An 18830-nucleotide genomic window follows, 5' to 3' on the forward strand; every position below is an offset into this window, starting at 1 on the left:
TCAGCCGAGTCAGGATTGGGCGGCTGCGCGTCCAGCCAGATGCCGATCGGCACGCAACAGAGCGCAGCCGGCGGCAACCAGAGAGGCGGCGAAGAACATCGGGGAAGTCATACGGGTGGGTGCCCGGCATAGGACAGATCGCCTCATCCCTGAGCGAAGCAGCACAGCGAACGGAAACCACACGTTGCGCATACGACAATCCTTGTCATGACGATCGATGATGCTAGACGAAGCCAATTACCCTGGCAACGGGCTGAAACGCGCTCTGCTCAAGCAGGCAGACCATCGGCGATGGAAGTTGCAGCGTGCAGTCAGAAGCAAGACGGCCGCAAGACTGATCGACCCTACTCTGCCACCGCAAACCGCTCCACCACCATCCCCTCGATCGCCTCCAGATCCGGCAGCAACGCGCTCTGCTCGCCCAGCAGCACGCGCATGTGCACGCCGGGCGGGAGGGTTTCTTCGGAGGCGTCGGCGAGCAGGCCGTCGCGGGGGACGGAGATCAGCTGCGGGAAGGATTGGGTCAGCAGGGCGACGTACGGCAGGTCGGGGTTGCCGCCCAGGGCCTTGAGCACGACGATCTTGTTGTTGGCGGCGACGATCTCGGCGCCCAGCCCGGTTAGGCGGGCAAAAGAGACCAGGGGGACTTTCCAGCCGTACCAGGCGATCTGGCCGAGCAGCCAGTGCGGGGCGTCGGGCAGCGGCTCGACCGGCACGCGCGACATCACTTCGGCGATGGTGGCGTTGGGCAGCAGCACGCGCTCGCTGCCGGCCAGGATGAGGACACCGCGGATTTCGTCGTTGCTGGCGTAGCTGCTCATGGAGTGACTTCGTCCTGAAAGCGGAAAAAACGCGCGATGCGGGCGCAGCGGTGAATGGCGTGTGCCGCCTCGCTCAGCCGCTCCACCGCGCGGTCAAGGCCTGGGCCAACTGCGCCGGATCGCCGCCGGGATGGCCCTGCAGGATCAGTTGCGCGCCGGCGGCGGGGTCGTAGCAGCCGTCGCCGGATTGCCCGGCTACCCAGGCGCCCTGCGCGGCCAGCGCCAGCACGGCCTCCACCTGCTGCGGGTCGCTGCCGCTGAGCAACAGCACCGCGCTATGTGCGGCCGGCAGGCCGGCGACCACGGAGGCGCCGGCGTCCTGGGCGACGAAGCGCAGGCCGGCGGTGCCCTGTACGCCGACGTCGTCGGGCAGGATGTAGACGTTGCCGGGGGCGACCGGCTCGCCGGCCTCGGCCAGCAGCACCGGCAGCGCGGACACGCGCGCGATCTGCTTGACCAGGTTGCCGTAGCGGCCGCCATCCAGGCGCAACTGCACCAGCAGCGGCAGCGGGAAGCGTTCCGGCAGTGCGGCAAGCAGGCGGCGGATCGCGTCGGGGCCGCCGATGCCGGCCATCACCAGCACCGCCCCACGCGCGACGTCGGCGCGGGTGCCGGCGCCGCTGGTGGCCGTGGGCTCTTCCGACTCCAGCGCAACCAGCGACAGGCCTTCGGTGGAGAACTGCGGGACCGGTTGCGGCGCACGCGGCGCGGCGGCAAGCAAGGGGGCGTCGTCGTCGACCAGCGACCAGGCACTGGCCGGCAAAGCCGCGGGTGCGGATGCGGGTGCAGCCGGTGGGGCATCGGCATGCGGTGCAGCCGGCACCGCAGATGCTTCGCTGGCAGCGGCCTCGGCGCGCGCGAACTGCAGTTCCTCGAAACCGGGGGCGACGTCGGCCGGCGGCTGCCAGGTGTACATGCCGTCTTGCGGCGCGGCCTCGGCGAAGCTGGTGGCTTCGTCGACGTGCAGGCCGATCGGCGCGTCGTCGTGCAATTGCGCCGGCGTCGCCGGCAGGCCCGGCTCCGGCTGCAGGCCGGTTTCGGTCTCGCGGCCGGGCGGCAGCACGTCCTGGTGGCCTTGCAGCTTGGCCGCCAGGTGCCGCGCCCAGCGCTGCGCTTCCCAGCCTTCGCGGCGCGCGGCCAGCTCGGCCTCGTCGAAGATCACGGTGACGCCGGGCAGCGCCAGCGCCGCATCCAGCCGCTCCAGCGCGTCCTCGATCGCCGGCTCCAGCGCGATCAGCACCGCACTGGGGCCGGCATCGGCCAGGGTCTGCGCGTCGATCGCACCGGGGTCGTCCTCCAGCACGATCGCGGCGCCGACCAGATGCAGCGCTTCGCGCAGGCGCTCGCGCGCCTTGCCGGGACGGGCCAGCAACGCAACCGGCGTGGCAGTGGCGTCGCCGTCATTCGCGAACACGGGCGATCCCCAGCAGGTCGTAAACGTTGCGCATCAGATCCAACTCTTGATAAGGCTTGCCGAGGTAGCGCTGCACGCCCAGTTCGAAGGCGCGCTGGCGGTGCTTTTCGCCGCTGCGCGAGGTGATCATCACGATCGGCACGGCGGTGTAGCGCTGGTCGGCGCGCATCGCGGTCGCCAGTTCGTAGCCGTCCATGCGCGGCATCTCGATGTCCAGCAGCATCAGGTCGGGCACGCGCTCTTCCAGGCGTTCCAGCGCCTCGACGCCGTCGCGCGCGGACACTACGTCGAAGTTGTGCCGTTCCAGCACGCGGCCGGTGACCTTGCGCATGGTCAGCGAGTCGTCGACCACCATCACCAGCGGCACGCGGCGCTGTTCGGTCGGCACCGCCTCCACCACCGGCCGCTGCGGCTGCGCCAGGTAGCGGCGCACCAGCGGGGCGATGTCGAGGATCACCACCACGCGGCCGTCGCCGGTGATGGTGGCGCCGTAGATGCCGGGCACCGAGGCGATCTGCAGGCCGACCGGCTTGACCACGATTTCGCGGTTGCCGAGCACCTGGTCGATCGCCACCGCCGCACGCAGATCGCCCGCGCGCACCAGCAGCAGCGGCACCTGCGCCTGGCCTTCAGCGCGCGCCGGCGCCTGCCCGACCAGCGAGCCGAGGTCGTATAGCGCGTACTCCTCGCCGCTGTAGCGGTAGCCGCCGGTGCCGGCCTCGAAGCGTTCGCGGCCGATGCGGCCGATACCGCTGACCGACGCCACCGGCACCGCGAAGGTGGTGTCGCCGATCTGCACGAACACCGCCTGGGTCACCGCCAGGGTCTGCGGCAGGCGCAGGGTGAAGGTCACGCCCTGGCCGCGTACCGAGTGGATGTCCACCGAGCCGCCGAGCTGGCGCACTTCGTTGCGCACCACGTCCATGCCCACGCCGCGGCCGGCCAGCTGGCTGACCTGGTCGTAGGTGCTGAACCCGGGCGCGAAGATCAGCGCATCCAGTTCGTCGTCGGACAGCGCCGCGTCGGCGGCGACCAGCCCGCGCTGCTCGGCGCGGCGACGGATCGCCTCGCGGTCGAGCCCGGCGCCGTCGTCGGCCACTTCCAGCACGATTTCCGAACCCTCGCGGCGCAGGCGGATGGCGATGTTGCCCTCCTCCGCCTTGCCCGCGGCGCGGCGCTGTTCCGGCGCTTCCAGGCCGTGCGCGACCGAGTTGCGCAGCATGTGCTCCAGCGGCGCGACCATGCGATCGAGCACGTTGCGGTCGAGTTCGCCATGGGTGCCTTCCAGGCTCAGGTGCACCTGCTTGCCGGTTTCGCTGGCGGCCTGGCGCACCACGCGCCGCAGCCGCGGCACCAGGCCGTCGAACGGCACCATGCGCGCGCGCATCAGCCCGTCCTGCAGCTCCGAACTGACGCGCGACTGTTGTTGCAGCAGGCCGTCGTACTGCCGCGCCAGGTCGTCGAGCACGCCCTGCAGGCCGCCCAGGTCGGCCGCGGACTCGTTGAGCGCGCGGCTGAGCTGCTGCAGCGTGGAGAAGCGGTCCAGCTCCAGCGGGTCGAAGCTCTGCTCGGCCTGGTCCTGCTCGCGCTGGTAGCGGGCGACGATCTGCGCCTCGGTTTCCAGGTCCAGACGCCGCAGCTGGTCGCGCAGACGCGCGTTGGTGCGGTCCAGTTCGGCCATCGCGCCACGGAATGCGCCCAACTGCTGCTCCAGCCGCGAGCGGTAGATCGCCACTTCGCCGGCGTGGTTGACCAGGCGGTCGAGCAGGTCGGCGCGCACGCGCACCTGTTCCTGCATCGGCCGCGCGATCGTCGACTCGTCGTCGAGCGCGCCCTCCACCGGCAGCGGGGCCGACAGCGGCGCCGCCACGGCGGCCAGTGCCGCCGTGGTCAGCGCGGCGTCGGCCATCGCGACCGGCGGGGCGGCATCGGCCTCGGCATCGCCAGCGACGGCAGGCACCTGCCCGTGCGTGCGTGCATCGAACGCGCCGATCAGGTCCTGCGGCATCGCCACCGCGCGGTGGTTGCCGGTCAGGGTCAACAACTGGTGCAGGCGATCGAAGCCGCGTTCCAGCAGTTGCACGTCCTGGCGGTCGAGCTCGGTGCGATGGGCGGCGACTGCCTCCAGCAAGGACTCGATGCCATGGCCGAGGTCGCCGATGGCGTTGATGCCGGCCATGCGCGCGCCGCCCTTGAGCGTGTGCAGGTCGCGCTGCAGGCCGCCGAGCACGTCGCGGTCCTGCGGCGCGGCGCGCAGCTCGGCGATCAGGCGATCGCAGTGGTCGAGCAGATCCTTGCCTTCGTCGACGAAGATATCGACCAGTTCGCGATCGAGGTCGGCGAAGTCCAGCGGGCCGAGATCGGCGGCCGACAGATCGATCCTCGCGCCATCGGCCGCGGCATGCGCGGCGTCGACCTCGGACGGCGCGGATGCGGCCGCCTCCGACCCGTGCTGATGGGTGTCTTCGTGGAGGTCGTCGGCAGACGCTGCCGCGCCGGCATCGGCCGCCGTGGTCGTGTCGTCCTGAGCGGTGTCGGCCTGAGGCGCATGGTGCGCTTCGTCGGACGCCGCGTGATGCGTGTCCGCCGCCTCTGCAGTATCGGACGGCGGTACGTGCGTGGCATGGTCCGCTGCAAGGGCTGCGTCCTGCGGCGCGCCATCGCGTGCGCCGTCGATCGGCTCGACGTGCTCTGCCTGCGCTTCGGCGTCGGTGTGCGCGCCCGCCGCGTCCGCGGCGAGGGAAGCTGCACCGTCCGCGTCCGTCACCTCGTCCGGATGCGATGCGCCATCCGGCGTGGCATCGCCATGCTCGGCGGCGGCCTCGGTATCGTCGTTGGCCGAGGCTGTGCCGTCGTGGCGCCAGCCGCTCGACGATGCCGACGGCTGCTGCCGCAGACCGATTGCGGGAGCCTCCTCATTGAGTTGCTGCTCGTGCGCTTCGGCGGCGTCGTCGGTGGGCGCATCGGCGTCGCGGTGCGCGGCGTCGTGATCCGGTCCCTGCGTCGCTTCCGCGTGTGCGGACGCATCCTGGCTGTCGTTCGCCTGCGCGTCGGTTGCCTGGTCCTCGCCATCGCGGTCTGCTGCCGTGTGGTCGAACGCCTGCGCATCCTGCGCGTGGACGGCTGCGCCCTGGGTGTCCTCCGCCTGTGCGTCGATCGCGTGAGCCTGGGCATCACCGTCCGCCGCCGCGTGATCGAGTACCTGCGCATCCTGCGCGTGCGCGGCTGCGTCCTGGGTCTCCTCGGTTTGCGCATCGGTCGCGCGATCCTCGGAACCCTGCGCCTCGCCATCGTGTTCCGGCGCTTGCAGTTCCTGCGCATCGACTTGGGTGCCGGTGGCAGCATCGGCGGCGATCGCATCCGCGGTCGCGTCCGGCTCCGCGCCCGGGTCCAGCGCCTCCGGCGCCGACTCGGCCGGCACCTGCTCGGCGCTCAATGGCGCCTCGACCGTCAGCTCGTCGAGCTGGCCCTCCTGCGCCAATGCCGCCTGTTCGTCGGCCTCGCGGTCGTCGTGCGTCGTCGCGTCGACCGATGCCGTGTCGTGGCTCGGTGGCTGGTCCTGCGCGGACGCCTCTGCCGCAGGCGACGCGTGCTCGCTCGCCGATGCCGGCACGGCCGCCTCAGCATCAGCATCAGCATCGAGCGTGGCCCCGGCTTCAGCCTGCGTGGACTCCGTTATCGCGTCCGCGGAGACGTCGACAGCACGCTGGTCGGAGGCGCGTTCGTCGGCCTGCCCGGCCGCGTCGTCCGCCGGCAGCGTCTCGTGCAGATGCGCGGCATCGCCCACGAACGCCGACAGGTCGTCGGCCGCGGTGAGTTCCACCGCCTGCACAGCCTGTGCATCCAGGCCGGCGTCGGCCGGTGCCGACGCGGACAGGTCTTCCTCGTCCTCGTCGTACGCGATCGGCGGCCACTGCACTTCCGGCAGCGTGTCCACCAGCGCACGCAGGCGCTGCGACAGTTCGGTGAACGGCGGAATCACCGGGGATGGCGCCTGCAATTCCGCGATGGTGGCGGCGATGGCACGCGCCGACTCCTCGAGCGCGCGCACGCCGTCGGCGCTCGGCACGCTGCCCGACGCCAGCGCGCGCTTGACGTAGCTCTCGGCCGGGCCGGTGACGGCGGTGATCTCCGGCACGTCGGTCATCGCGAACGCACCGCTCATGGTGTGCATCGCACGCAGCAGCGCTTCGGTCGCCGGTTGCGGCGCGTGCTGCAGCCAGTCGTGCACGGTCTCCAGGTGGGTGCCGACCTCGGCTTCGAGGATCTCGCGCAGCACGCTGTCCACCGACGCCGGCGTGCCCGCGCGCGGCACGGCCGCGGCCTGCGGGGTCGCGAAATAGAAGGCGTCCTCGCCGGCGGCGATGCGCTCGGCCACGGCCTGGATCGCATCCAGGTCGGCCTGCACCGCGCCGTCGCCGCGCAGCGCGGCATTGAGCTGCGGGAGCACTGCGTAGGCCTGCTCGACCATGGCCACGACCGCCGGGCTGGCGGGGCGCGAGCCGTCGAGCACGCGGTTGAGCATGCTCTCGATCTTCCAGCTGAACTCGCCGAGCACGCGCGCACCGACCAGGCGGCCACTGCCCTTCAAGGTGTGGAACACGCGGCGGATCGGGCGCAGGCTTTCCATGTGGCCGGGTGCGGCGCGCCAGGCCGGCAGCAACGTGCCGAGATTGACCAGTTCCTCGTCGAACTCCTCGAGGAACACCGCGCGGATTTCCTCGTCGATCTCGCCATCGCCGTCGATGAAACCGGTCTCGAGGGTAGGCGTCGCGATAGCAGGCGCGGCGCCGGGCGCGGCGCTCGCCTCCGCGGCGGCGGGTGCGGCATGCTCGCCGCCGGTCGCGGCAGCGGTGACATCGAATTGCGCCGCGGCCGCTTCCAGGTCGGCGAGGAACGCCGCTTCGGCGTCCGACACCGGCACAGCGGTCTCCGCAGTCGCAGCGTGTTCCGACGCCGGCTCCGGCGTCGCATGGTGCCCGGGTTCCGGCTCGGCCTGTGCCGGCACCGATGGTGCGTCGGCCACGACATCGCTGTGCGCGTCCTCGCCGATGCTGGCGAGGTCGGCATCGGCATGCGCCGCGCCATCGAGGGCAGCGGGAGAATCGGTCTCGTGTACGCCGTCGGGGACGGCGACTTCCTGCGTCCAGGTGGGGCTCGCGTGCGCGGCACCTTCGTCTTCGACAGCGGCGTCGAAAGGCTCCGCCTCCCCTGCCGCGTCGAGACGCTCGCCGTGCGCGATGTCGGCGCCGACGTCAGCCAGCATGGACGCCGGCTCCTCGTCCTGCGAGGCCGGAGTGGCATGCCAATCGAGTGCAGGTTCTTCGTCGGCCGCCATGCTCGGCACATCGGCGAACGCCGGCGCGTCCTCCAGTTCGATGACCAGCGGCGGCGTGGAAGCGTCGGTGTCTTCTGCAGCGGCCGGCGCGTCGACGATGATCAGGTTGGGATCGTCGTGCTCGCCCAGGCCCGCGAACGCGGCCGGCGTCTCGGCCGGCGCCGCGTCGCTGTACTCGGCGGCCACCGGATCGAAGCCGGCGACCTCGGAGGCGGACGCCGCGGAAGCGGCTGCCGCCTCGTCTTCCTGCGCGAACGCGGGCGGCGTCTCCGGCCGCAGCGCGTCCTGCTCCAGCACCAGGGAATCGAGGCTGATGTGCAGCGGCTCGGCGGTGCCGGTCCAGCTGTCCTGTTCGGCCGCGACCGGATCGAAACTGAGCCCCTGCGACGGCGCCGTGGACTCCTGCGCGGCTTCGTCGCGCACGGCAGCATCGTCGGCCGCCACGGAGGCGGGTTCGGCCGCAGCGTCGGGTTCGTCCGTGGCCAGGCTCCATTGCGGCGCCTGCGGTGCGGACGGCGCGGCGTCCTGCGTGCGCGGCGTGGTCTCCGGCGCGTCCTCGGCCGGCGCCAGATCCCAGGCCGGCACGGCCGGCGGGGCGATGGACGGGGACGCGGACTCGACGATGCGATCGGCGGCCACCGGTGGCGGCGCAACCGATTCGGCCGCCTCGCTCCCGCTCGGCAACACGCCCGGCGCGGCCGGCGCGGTCTCGGGCAACGGCCAGTAGCGCAGCGCTTCCAGGCTGCTGCGGGTGATGTCGAGGATCTCCTCGCGCCCCGGACGGCGCTCGCGCAGCGCTTCCAGGTAGTACTCGAGGCTGGCCATCGCGTCGGCCAGGGTGTCGAGCTGGCGGCCGCTGGGCACGCGGCGCTTGCCGATCAGTTCGGTGGCGACGTAGCGGCGCACGCCTTCCAGGTAGTCGGCCGGCTGCGGCAGTTCCAGCATGCGCAGGGCGCCGGCGACCTCGCCGAGCAGGCGCGGCACCTCGTCCAGGCGCGCGTGGTCCCAGTTGGTCTCGATGAAGGCGACGAAATGCTCGCGGGCGCTGCCGAAGTTGGCGATTGCCTCGTGCGCCAGCACTTCCACCGTCCGTCGCGCCTCGGCGGCGCTGGCGTCGTCGTGCACATCGCCGCCGGCGCCCAGGTAGGCGACCTGGTCGTCGAGCGAGGCATCCACGTACAGCAGCGCGCCGGCGATATCCAGCAACAGGCCTTCGTCGGCCTCGCGCGCGCCGTCGACGATGCTGCGCAGCGCATCGCGCTGCTGCACCACCACGCTGCGCGCCACGCCCAGGCCCATCACGCCCAGGGTATCGGCGACGCTGCCCAGTTCGTCGACCTGGGTCTGCAGCGCGGCGACGTCGCCGCCGGTGCGCAGGTGCAGGTCCAGCGCGTCCTTGACCCGCAGCAGTTCTTCCTTGATCGCGGTGCCGACGGTGTCGAGCAGTTCGCGATTGCGCCCGGCAAGGCTACCGCGCGCATGGTCCAGCTCGGCCTCGGTGGCGGCGGCAGCGTCGGGCGCCAGCGCGAACAGCGCGCCCTCGCTGAGCCCGGCTTCGCCGCGCGCGGCGCGGATCTCGTTGAGCAAGGGCAGCAGCACGATCGGAATGTCGCGATGGCCGTCCTGCAGGCGCTCCAGGTAGTCCGGCAGCAGCACGGTGCCGCGCATCAGCGTGGCGCAGGCCTCGTCGCGGTCGGCCGCCTGGCCGTTCTGCACTGCCGTGGCCAGCAGTTCCAGCTCCTCGGCGACCATCGCCGGCGCGTACAGCTCGACCATGCGCAAGGTGCCCTGCACTTGGTGCAGGTAGCCGGCGCAGAAACGCATGCGCCCGGTGTCGGCCGGTTCCTCGACGAAGGCTTCGATCTCGCCGCGCACCTGGCGCAGGGTCTCGTCCAGTTCCGGCTTGACCCAGCCCAGCGCGGCATGGCTCATCGCATCGCGCAGCGCGCTCATCGCCGCGTCTCCACGGCCGGGCACGCGCCGCGCCGCGCGAGCGCGACGACGGCATGCGGGAGTTGTTCACGGTACGTCATGTGCGCTTCCTTCCACCCGGTTCCGGCCCGCTTACGCCGGCAGCTTGAAGTCGGCGACCGAGCGCCGCAGGTCCGCCGCCAGTTGCGCCAGGCGGCCGATCGATTCGGCGGTCTGTCCCGCGCCTTGCGAGGTCTGTCCGGTGATCTGCCGGATCACGTCCATCGTCTGGGTGATGTCGATCGCCGCCGCCGACTGCTGGTGCGCGGCGATGGAGATGTTCTTGATGAGGGTGTTGAGCGCGTTGGACACGCGCTCGATCTCGGTCAGCGCGGTGCCGGCGTCTTCGGCCAGGCGCGCGCCGGACACCACTTCGGAGGTGGTCTGCTCCATCGAGCTGACCGCTTCGTTGGTATCGGCCTGAATGGTCTGCACCAGGCCTTCGATGCGGCGGGTGGCGCCGGAGGTGCGTTCGGCCAGGCGCTGCACTTCGTCGGCGACCAGGGCGAAACCGCGGCCGGCCTCGCCGGCCGAGGCGGCCTGCACCGCGGCGTTGAGCGCCAGGATGTTGGTCTGCTCGGAAATGTCGTTGATCAGTTCCACGATCGAGCCGATCTCCTGGGTCGACTCGCCCAGGCGCTTGATGCGCTTGGAGGTCTCCTGGATCTGGTCGCGGATCTGGTCCATGCCCTGGATGGTCTCGCGGACCACGCCAGCGCCCTCGGCGGCGATCACCACCGAACGCTGCGCCACTTCCGCCGATTCGGTGGAGTTGCGCGAGACCTGCTCGATGCTGGCGGCGATTTCGTTGATGCGGACCGAGGCCGAACCGATCTGCTCGGCCTGGTGGCCGGCCGCCTCGGCCAGTTGCCGCGCGGTGGCCTGGGTTTCCTCGGTGGACACGGCGACCTTGGCCGAGGTGTCGTTGATGGTGGTCACCAGGTGGCGCAGCTCGTCGACGGCGTAGTTGATCGCGTCGGCGATGGCGCCGGTCATGTCCTCGGTGACCGAGGCCTTGACCGTCAGGTCGCCTTCGCCGAGCGAGCTGATTTCGTCGAGCAGGCGCATGATCGCCTGCTGGTTGCGGCTGTTGTACTCGACCTGGGTCTGCAGGCGGATTTCCTGCTCGCGGCTGCGGCTGCGCACCGTGGTCCAGACGAAACCGATGATCGACAGCAGCGCCAGCAGGCCGGAGATCACGCCCAGCCAGAAGTTCGGGAACCACCGGGTATCGCGGGTGGAGCCGAACGCGGAGAACGCGTCGAACAGCTTCTTGCTGTCCTCCAGCATCTTGCCCGAGCCGGCGGTCAGCGCCGCAGCGGCGGATTGCGCGGCGAACAGGCTGCGCGAGCTGGCCTGCAGCGCGTCCAGGTCCTTCTTCATTTCCGCCCATTGCGCCTGCGACTGCTCCAGCGCGGCCAAGGCGGCGGCGTTGCGCACCGGGGCGATGCCCAGTTCCTCGTTGCCGTTGCGCAGGCCCTCGAGCATCTGCCCGAACACCACCGAGTCGCGCGCCAGCGCGTCGCCGGCGCTGGCGGCGCCGCGGCCGCCGGCGCGCATTTCGGTGACGCGGCGGGCCATGGTGCCGGCCACCACCACCTGCTGCAGGGTGTTGTAGATCTGCGCGGCGGGGGCGCCGCCGACGGTCATCGCGCGCACCACCTCGTTCAACTGCGCCTGCAGCTGCGGCACGCCGCCGACGAAGCGGTCGGCATTGCCGGCCAGCGCCAGCACCGCCGGTTCGCTGTCCACCACCTGCTGTGCGTTCTTGGCCAGCGGCGCCCAGGTGCCGTTGAGGGTCTGCAACGGCCCGGACACGCCGGTTTCGTTGGCATAGCGCGCATTGAGCTCGGCGACGGTGCTCTCCACCTTCGCCTTGGTCTGCTTGAACTGCTTGAAGGTCTCGGCGTTGCCGGACACCGCGTCGCGGGCCTGGTTGGCCAGCTGTTGCGACAGCACCTGCAGGTCGGCCGCGCCGGTGCTGGCGCCGGCCAGGCGGTTGCCCTGCCAGGTGGCCACGCCGGTGTTGGCGCCGAACACGACCAGCGACAGCGCCAGCAGGCCCAGCCAGAAACTCGTGCCCACGCTGCCGAGCTTGCTGGCCTTGCGGGCGTCCGGAGCAGTACTCATGATGCGACCTCGGTCTTCGATGCGGAGGCAGCGCGCGCGCTCAGGCGGCGGCTTGCCGGAATTCGGGAGTGCGCGACAGCAGCGACAGCGAGAACACGCCCCAGTCCTGGGCGTCGCCGCGGAAGGCGCGGTCGATGAAGTGCGCGTAGCGGCCCTGGGCCAGATCGCCCGGCTCCACCGCCTGCGCCTCGGTGAAACTGCGCTGGCCAAACAGTTCGTCGATGGTCAGGGCCACGTCGCCGCCGCTCTGGCGCATGATCAGCACGCGCTGGCCTTCCTGCAGCGCGGTGCGCTCGCCTTCCAGGAATTGCTTCAGGTCGACCACCGGGAACAGGTTGCCGCGCAGGTTGCCCACGCCCAGCAGCCACGGCTGCGCGCCCGGCACCGGGGTGACCGGCGGCATGCGCACGATTTCCACCACTTCGCGGAAGTCCGAGACCAGGTGGCGCTTGCCGACGCGGTAGCCGACCCCGCGCCAGACGTCGTCGTCGAAGGCGCGCTCGGGCATCTGCACGGCGTGCGCCAGGCTGCGCCGCTCGTAGGCCTCGAGGATGTCGAAGGGCGAGCGCATGTCAGCCCACCAGCTGGTTGATGCGGGCGATCAGTTCGTCTTCCCGCGGCGGCTTGACGATGTAGTCGGTGGCGCCCTGGCGCATGCCCCAGACCTTGTCGGTCTCCATGCTCTTGGTGCTGATGATCAGCACCGGGATGTGCCGGGTGGCCTCGTCGCGCGACAGCGCGCGGGTGGCCTGGAAGCCGCTCATGCCCGGCAGCACCACGTCCATCAGCACCAGGCTCGGCGCCTGCTCGCGCACCAGCTTGATCCCGTCCTCCGCATTGTCGGTGGACAGGACTTGGTGCCCGGCTTTTTCCAGCCATTGCGTGAACACCGCCCGGTCGGTCGGTGAGTCCTCGATCAACAAGATACGGGCCATGCTGCCTTTCCCCCTGGTCAGGCGTTGACGTATGTACGGATCGCGCCCAGCAGCTCTTCGCGTGTAAAGGGTTTGGTGAGGTACTGCTCGGAACCGACGATGCGCCCGCGCGCCTTGTCGAACAGACCGTCCTTGGAGGACAGCATGATCACCGGCGTGGCCTTGAACAGCTGGTTGCCCTTGATCAGCGCGCAGGTCTGATAGCCGTCCAGCCGCGGCATCATGATGTCCACGAAGATGATCTGCGGCTGCTGGTCGGCGATCTTGGCCAGGGCCTCGAAGCCGTCGGTCGCCGTCACCACTTCGCACCCTTCGCGCTTCAGCAACGTTTCGGCGGTACGACGGATTGTTTTCGAATCGTCGATCACCATGACCCGCAAGCCTGCGAGTTCCCCACCCGCAGTCGTGTTTTCACTCATCACTTGCCCCCAAGCGCGCGACGCTTCATCGGATCCGGCTTCGCTGCGAAACGCCATGTATCCCAAGACCCGCTGCGACTGTCAAGGCCGCCGCTGCCGGTCTGCGTTGAACCACGTAACAGCACAAACTATGTCACAGTTTGGCGGATGACGTGCGACACCGCGCGGCCGCGGCCAGCACCCGGTGCGCGGCGCCCCCGCCGACCCGCTACCATCTTCCGCTCAGTCTCTCAGGTGCCCCCATGCCGTTCGATGTCATCGTGGTGATGGACCCCATCGCCAGCATCAAGATCGCCAAAGACACGACCTTCGCGATGCTGCTGGAAGCGCAGCGCCGCGGGCACCGCCTGCACTACGTGCGCCCCGGCGGGTTGACCCTGCGCGACGGCCGCGCACTGGCCCAGGCCGCGCCGCTGCGGGTGCGCGACGACAAGGCCGGCTGGTTCGAGCTGGACGGCTTCGCCGAGCTGGCGTTCGGCCCCGGGCAGGTGGTGCTGATGCGCAAGGACCCGCCGTTCGATGCCGAGTTCCTGTACGACACCCATGTGCTGAGCGTGGCCCAGCGCGCCGGCGCGCAGGTGGTCAACGACCCGCAGGGCCTGCGCGATTTCAACGAGAAGCTGGCCGCCCTGCTGTTCCCGCAATGCTGCCCGCCGACCCTGGTGAGCCGCGACGCCGCCACGCTGAAGGCGTTCGTGCTCGAGCATGGCCAGGCGGTGCTGAAGCCGCTGGACGGCATGGGCGGGCGCTCGATCTTCCGCAGCGGCACGGGCGACCCCAACCTCAACGTGATCCTGGAGACGCTGACCGACGGCGGCCGCAAGCTGGCCCTGGCGCAGCGCTTCATCCCGGACATCAGCGCCGGCGACAAGCGCATCCTGCTGGTCGACGGCGTGGCGGTCGACTACTGCCTGGCGCGGATTCCGCAGGGCGACGAGTTCCGCGGCAACCTGGCCGCCGGCGGCCGCGGCGAAGGCCGCCCGCTGAGCGAGCGCGACCGCTGGATCGCCGCCCAGGTCGGCCCGGAGATGAAGCGGCGCGGCATGCGCTTCGTCGGCCTGGACGTGATCGGCGACTACCTCACCGAGGTCAACGTCACCAGCCCCACCTGCGTGCGCGAGCTGGACGCGCAGTTCGGGCTGAACATCGCCGGGCTGCTGTTCGACGCCATCGAGGCCTACCCGGCGCGATGAGCGCGGCGGCCGCGACGCCCGCGCCGCGCATCGGCGAGCGCGAACGGCTCAGCGCCACCCTGGTGCTGTCGCTGATCGTGCATGGCCTGGTGATCCTGGGCGTGGGTTTTGCGATCGACGACGATGCGCCGCTGGTGCCGACCCTGGACGTGATCTTCAGCCAGACCAGCACCCCGCTGACGCCGAAGCAGGCCGACTTCCTGGCCCAGGCCAACCAGCAGGGTGGCGGCGACCACGACACCCCCCAGCGCCCACGCGACAGCCAGCCGGGCGTGGTGCCGCAGCGCCGGGACGGCCTGGCCCCGCAGGCGCTGCGCGCGCAGACCGCGGCCGCCGCGCCGGAGCAGACCCCGCGCGTGGTCAGCAGCGCGCGCGGCGAGCAGCCGCTGCCGGTGGCACAGACCCAGCCGCGCACCGACGACCCACAGCGACCGGTGGACGCCCAGCGCGAACAGCGCGATGCCGAGATGGCGCGGCTGGCCGCCGAAGTACATCTGCGTTCGGAGCAGTACGCCAAGCGTCCCAATCGCAAGTTCGTCTCCGCCAGCACGCGCGAATACGCCTACGCCAATTACCTGCGCGCCTGGGTCGACCGCGCCGAGCGCGTCGGCAACCTCAACTACCCCGACGAAGCGCGGCGGCGCCGGCTCGGCGGCCAGGTGGTGATCAGCGTGGGCGTGCGCCGCGACGGCAGCCTGGAGAGCAGCCGCATCCTGCGCTCCAGCGGCGTGCCGATGCTCGATGCCGCCGCGTTGCGGATCGTGCAACTGGCCCAGCCATTCCCGCCGCTGCCGCGCACCGACGACAACGTCGACATCCTGCAGGTGACCCGCACCTGGGTGTTCCTGCCCGGCGGCAGCCTGGTCGACGACCGCTGAGCGTAGAGCAGATCAGCCCCTCTCCTCTCCCACCGGGAGAGGGGTTGGGGTGAGGGTCCGGCGCACAGCGTCTCGGGGTGTTTGGGCACACGAGGCTGCGCCCGTACCCTCATCCGCCCCTGCGGGGCACCTTCTCCCGAGGGGAGAAGGAAAGGCGCTAGCCCCTCTCCCCTCGGGAGAGGGGTTGGGGTGAGGGTCCGGCGCGTAGCGCCTCGTGGTGCTTGGGTGCACGAGGCTTCGCCCGTACCCTCATCCGCCCCTGCGGGGCACCTTCTCCCGAGGGGAGAAGGAAAGGCGCCAGCCCCTCTCCCCTCGGGAGAGGGGGTGGGGTGAGGGTACGGCCGCCATGGAGCACTCGGCGGCAAGGGACATAACCATTGGTGCCGCCGACATAACCACGCGGCATTTCTGTGATGGCGGCCCATTAAGGTTAATGGAGCGGGGGAACGTTACCGCGCACATCGCATCATCCAGGACGGGCGGATTCGAGTCGGCGCGGCGTGTCCCCGCCCCACCACCACCCGAGTCGCCCCACGCATGCACAACCACCGCTCCCTCCGCAGGCCCGCCCTGCTCGCCCTGGCACTGAGTGCCGCCCTCGCCCTCCCGCCGGCCCAGGCCCAGTCCACCACCGGCGCCGTCGCCGGCCAGGCGCCGGCCGAGACCCAGCGCATCCTGGTCCGCAGCGACAGCGGCCTCAGCCGCGAGGTCACCGTCGACGCGCGCGGCCGCTACAGCATCGGCCAGTTGCCGCTGGGCACCTACACCATCATCGCCAAGGGCGCCGACGGCAGCGTGCTGGGCAGCCGCGACGGCGTCGGCCTCACCGTCGGCGGCGTCACCGAGGTCTCCTTCGCTCCGGCCACCACCAGCCTGGCCGGCGTCCAGGTCAGCGCCGACCGCGCCGCCGCCGCGATCGACGTGAGCAGCGTGGACTCGCGCACGGTGATCAATGCCGAGCAGCTGCAGCGCCTGCCGCTGGGCCGCTCGGCGGAGGCCATCGCGCAACTGGCGCCCGGCGTGGCCGGCAACAGCGGCAGCGGCACCTACATCGGCCCGACCGGCGCGCAGTTGCTCAGCTTCGGCGGCGCCTCGTCGGCGGAGAACGCTTACTACATCAATGGCTTCAACACCACCGACCCGCTGCGCGGCCTGGGCGGGCTGACCCTGCCCTACGGCAGCATCGACCAGTTGGAGGTCTACACCGGCGGCTACAGCGCCAAGTACGGCCGGTCCGACGGCGGCGTGATCAATGCCGTGGGCAAGCGCGGCAGCAACGAATGGCATTTCGGTGGGCAGGCGACCTGGGAGCCGGACGGGCTGCGCTCCTCGCAGAAGGACGTCTACTCGCCTGGCGACGGCAGCCTTTACCGGCCGGACAGCAAGAGCGGTTCAACGCTCAGCACCCAGAGCATCTACGCGGGCGGCCCGCTGATCCAGGACAAGCTGTTCTTCTTCGGCGCCTACGAACTGCAACGCCAGGACGGCGACAGGTTCTACGGCGCGCGCGAGACCACGCCGGGAACCTACTACTACGATTACCAGTACCGCCGGCCGAGCTGGTACGCCAAGCTCGACTGGAACATCAGCGACAGCCAACTGCTGGAGATCACCGGCGCCTCCAGCCGCTACATCACCCGCGGCAAGTACTACGACTACAGCGGTTACGACATCGGCAGCCTGCGCGGCGACGCCAACACCACCAAAACCGGCGGCGACCTGTGGACCGCCAAGTACACCGGCTATCTCACCGACCGCCTGACCTTCAGCGCCCAGTACGGCAAGCAGCGCACCGACGACTACACCGGCAATCCCAGCTACAACGGCGCGCTGACCTACCTCAGCGGCACCTCGTTCCAGAACCCGGCCTACACCGGCGGTACCCCGATCACCAATGCGCAGACCACCTCGCTGCTGGTCGACCCCGCGCGCGGCAACCGCACCGACAACCTGCGCCTGGATCTGAACTACGCCATCGGCGCGCACAGCATCACCATCGGCATCGACAACCAGAACGCGCGCGCACTCAACCGCGGCTCGGTGGCCTCGGGCGATGGCTACTACTGGATCTACGGCCAGGCCAGCCCCAACGTGCCGATCAACACCGGGCTCGGCGTGCCGGCCACCGGCGGTTTCCCCAACGGCCAGGACGGCTACTACGTGCGCAAGTACATCTACAGCGCGCTGGCCTCGGTGCGCTCGGCGCAGCGCGCGCAATACGTGGAGGACAACTGGCAGGTGACGGACCGGTTGCTGCTCAACCTCGGCCTGCGCCTGGACCAGTTCACCAACTACAACCGCGACGGCGCGCCGTACATCAAGCAGACCAGCGGGCAGTGGGCGCCGCGGCTGGGCTTCAGCTGGGACGTCGACGGCGATGCGCGCTTCAAGGTCTACGGCAACGCCGGCCGCTACTACCTGGCGCTGCCGCTGAACCCGGCGTTCAACGCCGCCGGCGCCACCCTGGCGACGTCGACCTACTACACCTACGGCGGCATCGACGCCAACGGCTACCCCACCGGCCTGACCCAGATCTCCGGCGCAGTCTCGGCCAACAACAACTACGGCATCCTCCCCGATCCCAAGACCGTGGCCACGCAAGGCATCAAGCCCTCGTTCCAGGACGAATTCATCCTCGGCTTCACCAAGGCCTGGGGCGACAGCTGGGTCTACGGTGCCAAGGGCACCTACCGCGTCCTGCGCAGCGGCGTGGACGACTACTGCGACAGCGATACCGTATTCGCCGCCGCCGCGGCGCAAGGGCACACGGTGACCCTGGCCAGCAATCCGGTCAGCTGCTGGCTGATCAACCCGGGCCGGGCCAACACCTTCACCCTGGTCGACACCTCGGGCAACTACGTCAAGGTGCCGCTGAGCAACGCGCAGTTCGGCTTCCCGGCATTCAAGCGCAACTACTACGGGCTCAACCTGTCGCTGGAGCACCCCTTCGACCAGCGCTGGTACGGCCGCCTCGACTACACCTGGTCGCGCAGCTACGGCACCACCGAGGGCCAGTTGCTGTCGGGCATCGGCCAGACCGCGGTGTCCACCACCCAGGCGTGGGACTTCGCGCAGTTGATGGAGCACACCAATGGCCCGCAGAGCAACGACCACACCCATCAGTTCAAGTTCTACGGCTACTACCAGATCACCCCCGCGTGGCTGGTGTCGGCCAACTTCAAACTGATCTCCGGCTCGCCGTTCAGTGCGTTGGGCTCCTACGGCCCCGACCACAGCGACCCCTCCGGCTACGGCATCGCCTATCACTACTACCAGGGCCAGCCGGCGCCTCCGGGCAGCCAGGGCCGCCTGCCGTGGCTGCAGCAACTGGATCTCGGCGTGTCGTGGCGACCGGCCTATGCCGACCGCAAACTGGCTTTCAGCCTGGACGTGTTCAACGTCTTCAACGGCCAGGCCACGCTGTGGAAGTACCCGTACTCGGAGTCGGACCCGGGCAACCCGGACCCGGTATACGGCGCGGCCCTGCTGCGCCAGTCGCCGCGTTCGCTGCGCCTGAGCGTCAGCTACGACTACTGAGAGTGGCCGAAAAACCGTCGTGAGCAGTCGCCAGGTGGGTGCCGGCGGCGCGCAGGAACCGCAGCGTGCAAGTGGTACATGCGGATCCCGAGCACCGTCCGCGCCCGCCTGGCGGCTGCGCAGTCGTTTTGTTCGCCGCGTTGAGGCGCGCTGGCGATGCGCACGGGGCGCCGGTCGCGTGTGGCAGGCTCCCT

At 70.4% G+C, this 18830-nt stretch carries 10 protein-coding genes and 1 other RNA gene; 3 read left to right on the forward strand and 8 right to left on the reverse strand.

Annotation, left to right across the window (positions count from 1 at the left end):
• Positions 1 to 344: 344 nt before the first annotated feature.
• The 7 genes from Q7W82_RS17355 to pilG all read right to left on the reverse strand — a co-directional run bounded on the left by Q7W82_RS17355 (position 345) and on the right by pilG (position 13028).
• Positions 345 to 821, reverse strand: a complete 477-nt coding sequence (locus Q7W82_RS17355) for a chemotaxis protein CheW (RefSeq protein WP_242161102.1) — start codon at positions 819 to 821, stop codon at positions 345 to 347.
• A gap of 73 nt (positions 822 to 894) precedes the next feature.
• Entirely contained in the window at positions 895 to 2235 is a 1341-nt protein-coding gene (locus tag Q7W82_RS17360) for a chemotaxis protein CheB (protein WP_242161103.1), read from the reverse strand.
• Entirely contained in the window at positions 2222 to 9526 is a 7305-nt protein-coding gene (locus tag Q7W82_RS17365; protein WP_242161104.1) for an Hpt domain-containing protein, read from the reverse strand. The genes Q7W82_RS17360 and Q7W82_RS17365 overlap by 14 nt, the downstream gene beginning before the upstream one ends.
• Positions 9527 to 9637: 111 nt before the next feature.
• Positions 9638 to 11674: a methyl-accepting chemotaxis protein gene (locus Q7W82_RS17370; RefSeq protein ID WP_160946489.1), complete on the reverse strand. Its 2037-nt coding sequence runs from the start codon at positions 11672 to 11674 to the stop codon at positions 9638 to 9640.
• A gap of 40 nt (positions 11675 to 11714) precedes the next feature.
• Positions 11715 to 12245 (reverse strand): chemotaxis protein CheW, encoded by a 531-nt coding sequence (locus tag Q7W82_RS17375; RefSeq protein ID WP_017910264.1) that lies wholly within the window; start codon positions 12243 to 12245, stop codon positions 11715 to 11717.
• A 1-nt stretch (position 12246) separates the two neighbouring features.
• Entirely contained in the window at positions 12247 to 12609 is a 363-nt protein-coding gene (locus tag Q7W82_RS17380) for a response regulator (protein ID WP_010343242.1), read from the reverse strand.
• A gap of 17 nt (positions 12610 to 12626) precedes the next feature.
• On the reverse strand, positions 12627 to 13028 hold the full coding sequence (gene pilG / locus Q7W82_RS17385) for a twitching motility response regulator PilG (RefSeq protein WP_003472648.1): 402 nt from the start codon (positions 13026 to 13028) through the stop codon (positions 12627 to 12629).
• A 242-nt stretch (positions 13029 to 13270) separates the two neighbouring features.
• Between pilG and gshB the strand changes: the two genes are divergently transcribed.
• The 3 genes from gshB (at position 13271) to Q7W82_RS17400 (ending at position 18636) form a co-directional block, all read left to right on the forward strand.
• Positions 13271 to 14221, forward strand: coding sequence for a glutathione synthase (gene gshB / locus Q7W82_RS17390; RefSeq protein WP_242161105.1), 951 nt, complete (start codon positions 13271 to 13273; stop codon positions 14219 to 14221).
• Complete coding sequence (locus Q7W82_RS17395) at positions 14218 to 15099, forward strand: energy transducer TonB (protein WP_242161106.1); 882 nt, start codon at positions 14218 to 14220, stop codon at positions 15097 to 15099. The genes gshB and Q7W82_RS17395 overlap by 4 nt, the downstream gene beginning before the upstream one ends.
• A 537-nt stretch (positions 15100 to 15636) precedes the next feature.
• The gene (locus tag Q7W82_RS17400) at positions 15637 to 18636 is read left to right on the forward strand and encodes a TonB-dependent receptor (RefSeq protein WP_242161107.1); all 3000 of its coding nucleotides are present in this window, start codon (positions 15637 to 15639) and stop codon (positions 18634 to 18636) included.
• A 4-nt stretch (positions 18637 to 18640) separates the two neighbouring features.
• Here Q7W82_RS17400 and Q7W82_RS17405 read toward each other — a convergent pair.
• Positions 18641 to 18716: non-coding RNA, sX9 sRNA (locus Q7W82_RS17405), on the reverse strand.
• Positions 18717 to 18830 lie beyond the last annotated feature (114 nt).

Origin of the sequence: Xanthomonas indica, assembly GCF_040529045.1 — a bacterium.
In the GTDB taxonomy this organism is placed as follows: domain Bacteria; phylum Pseudomonadota; class Gammaproteobacteria; order Xanthomonadales; family Xanthomonadaceae; genus Xanthomonas_A; species Xanthomonas_A indica.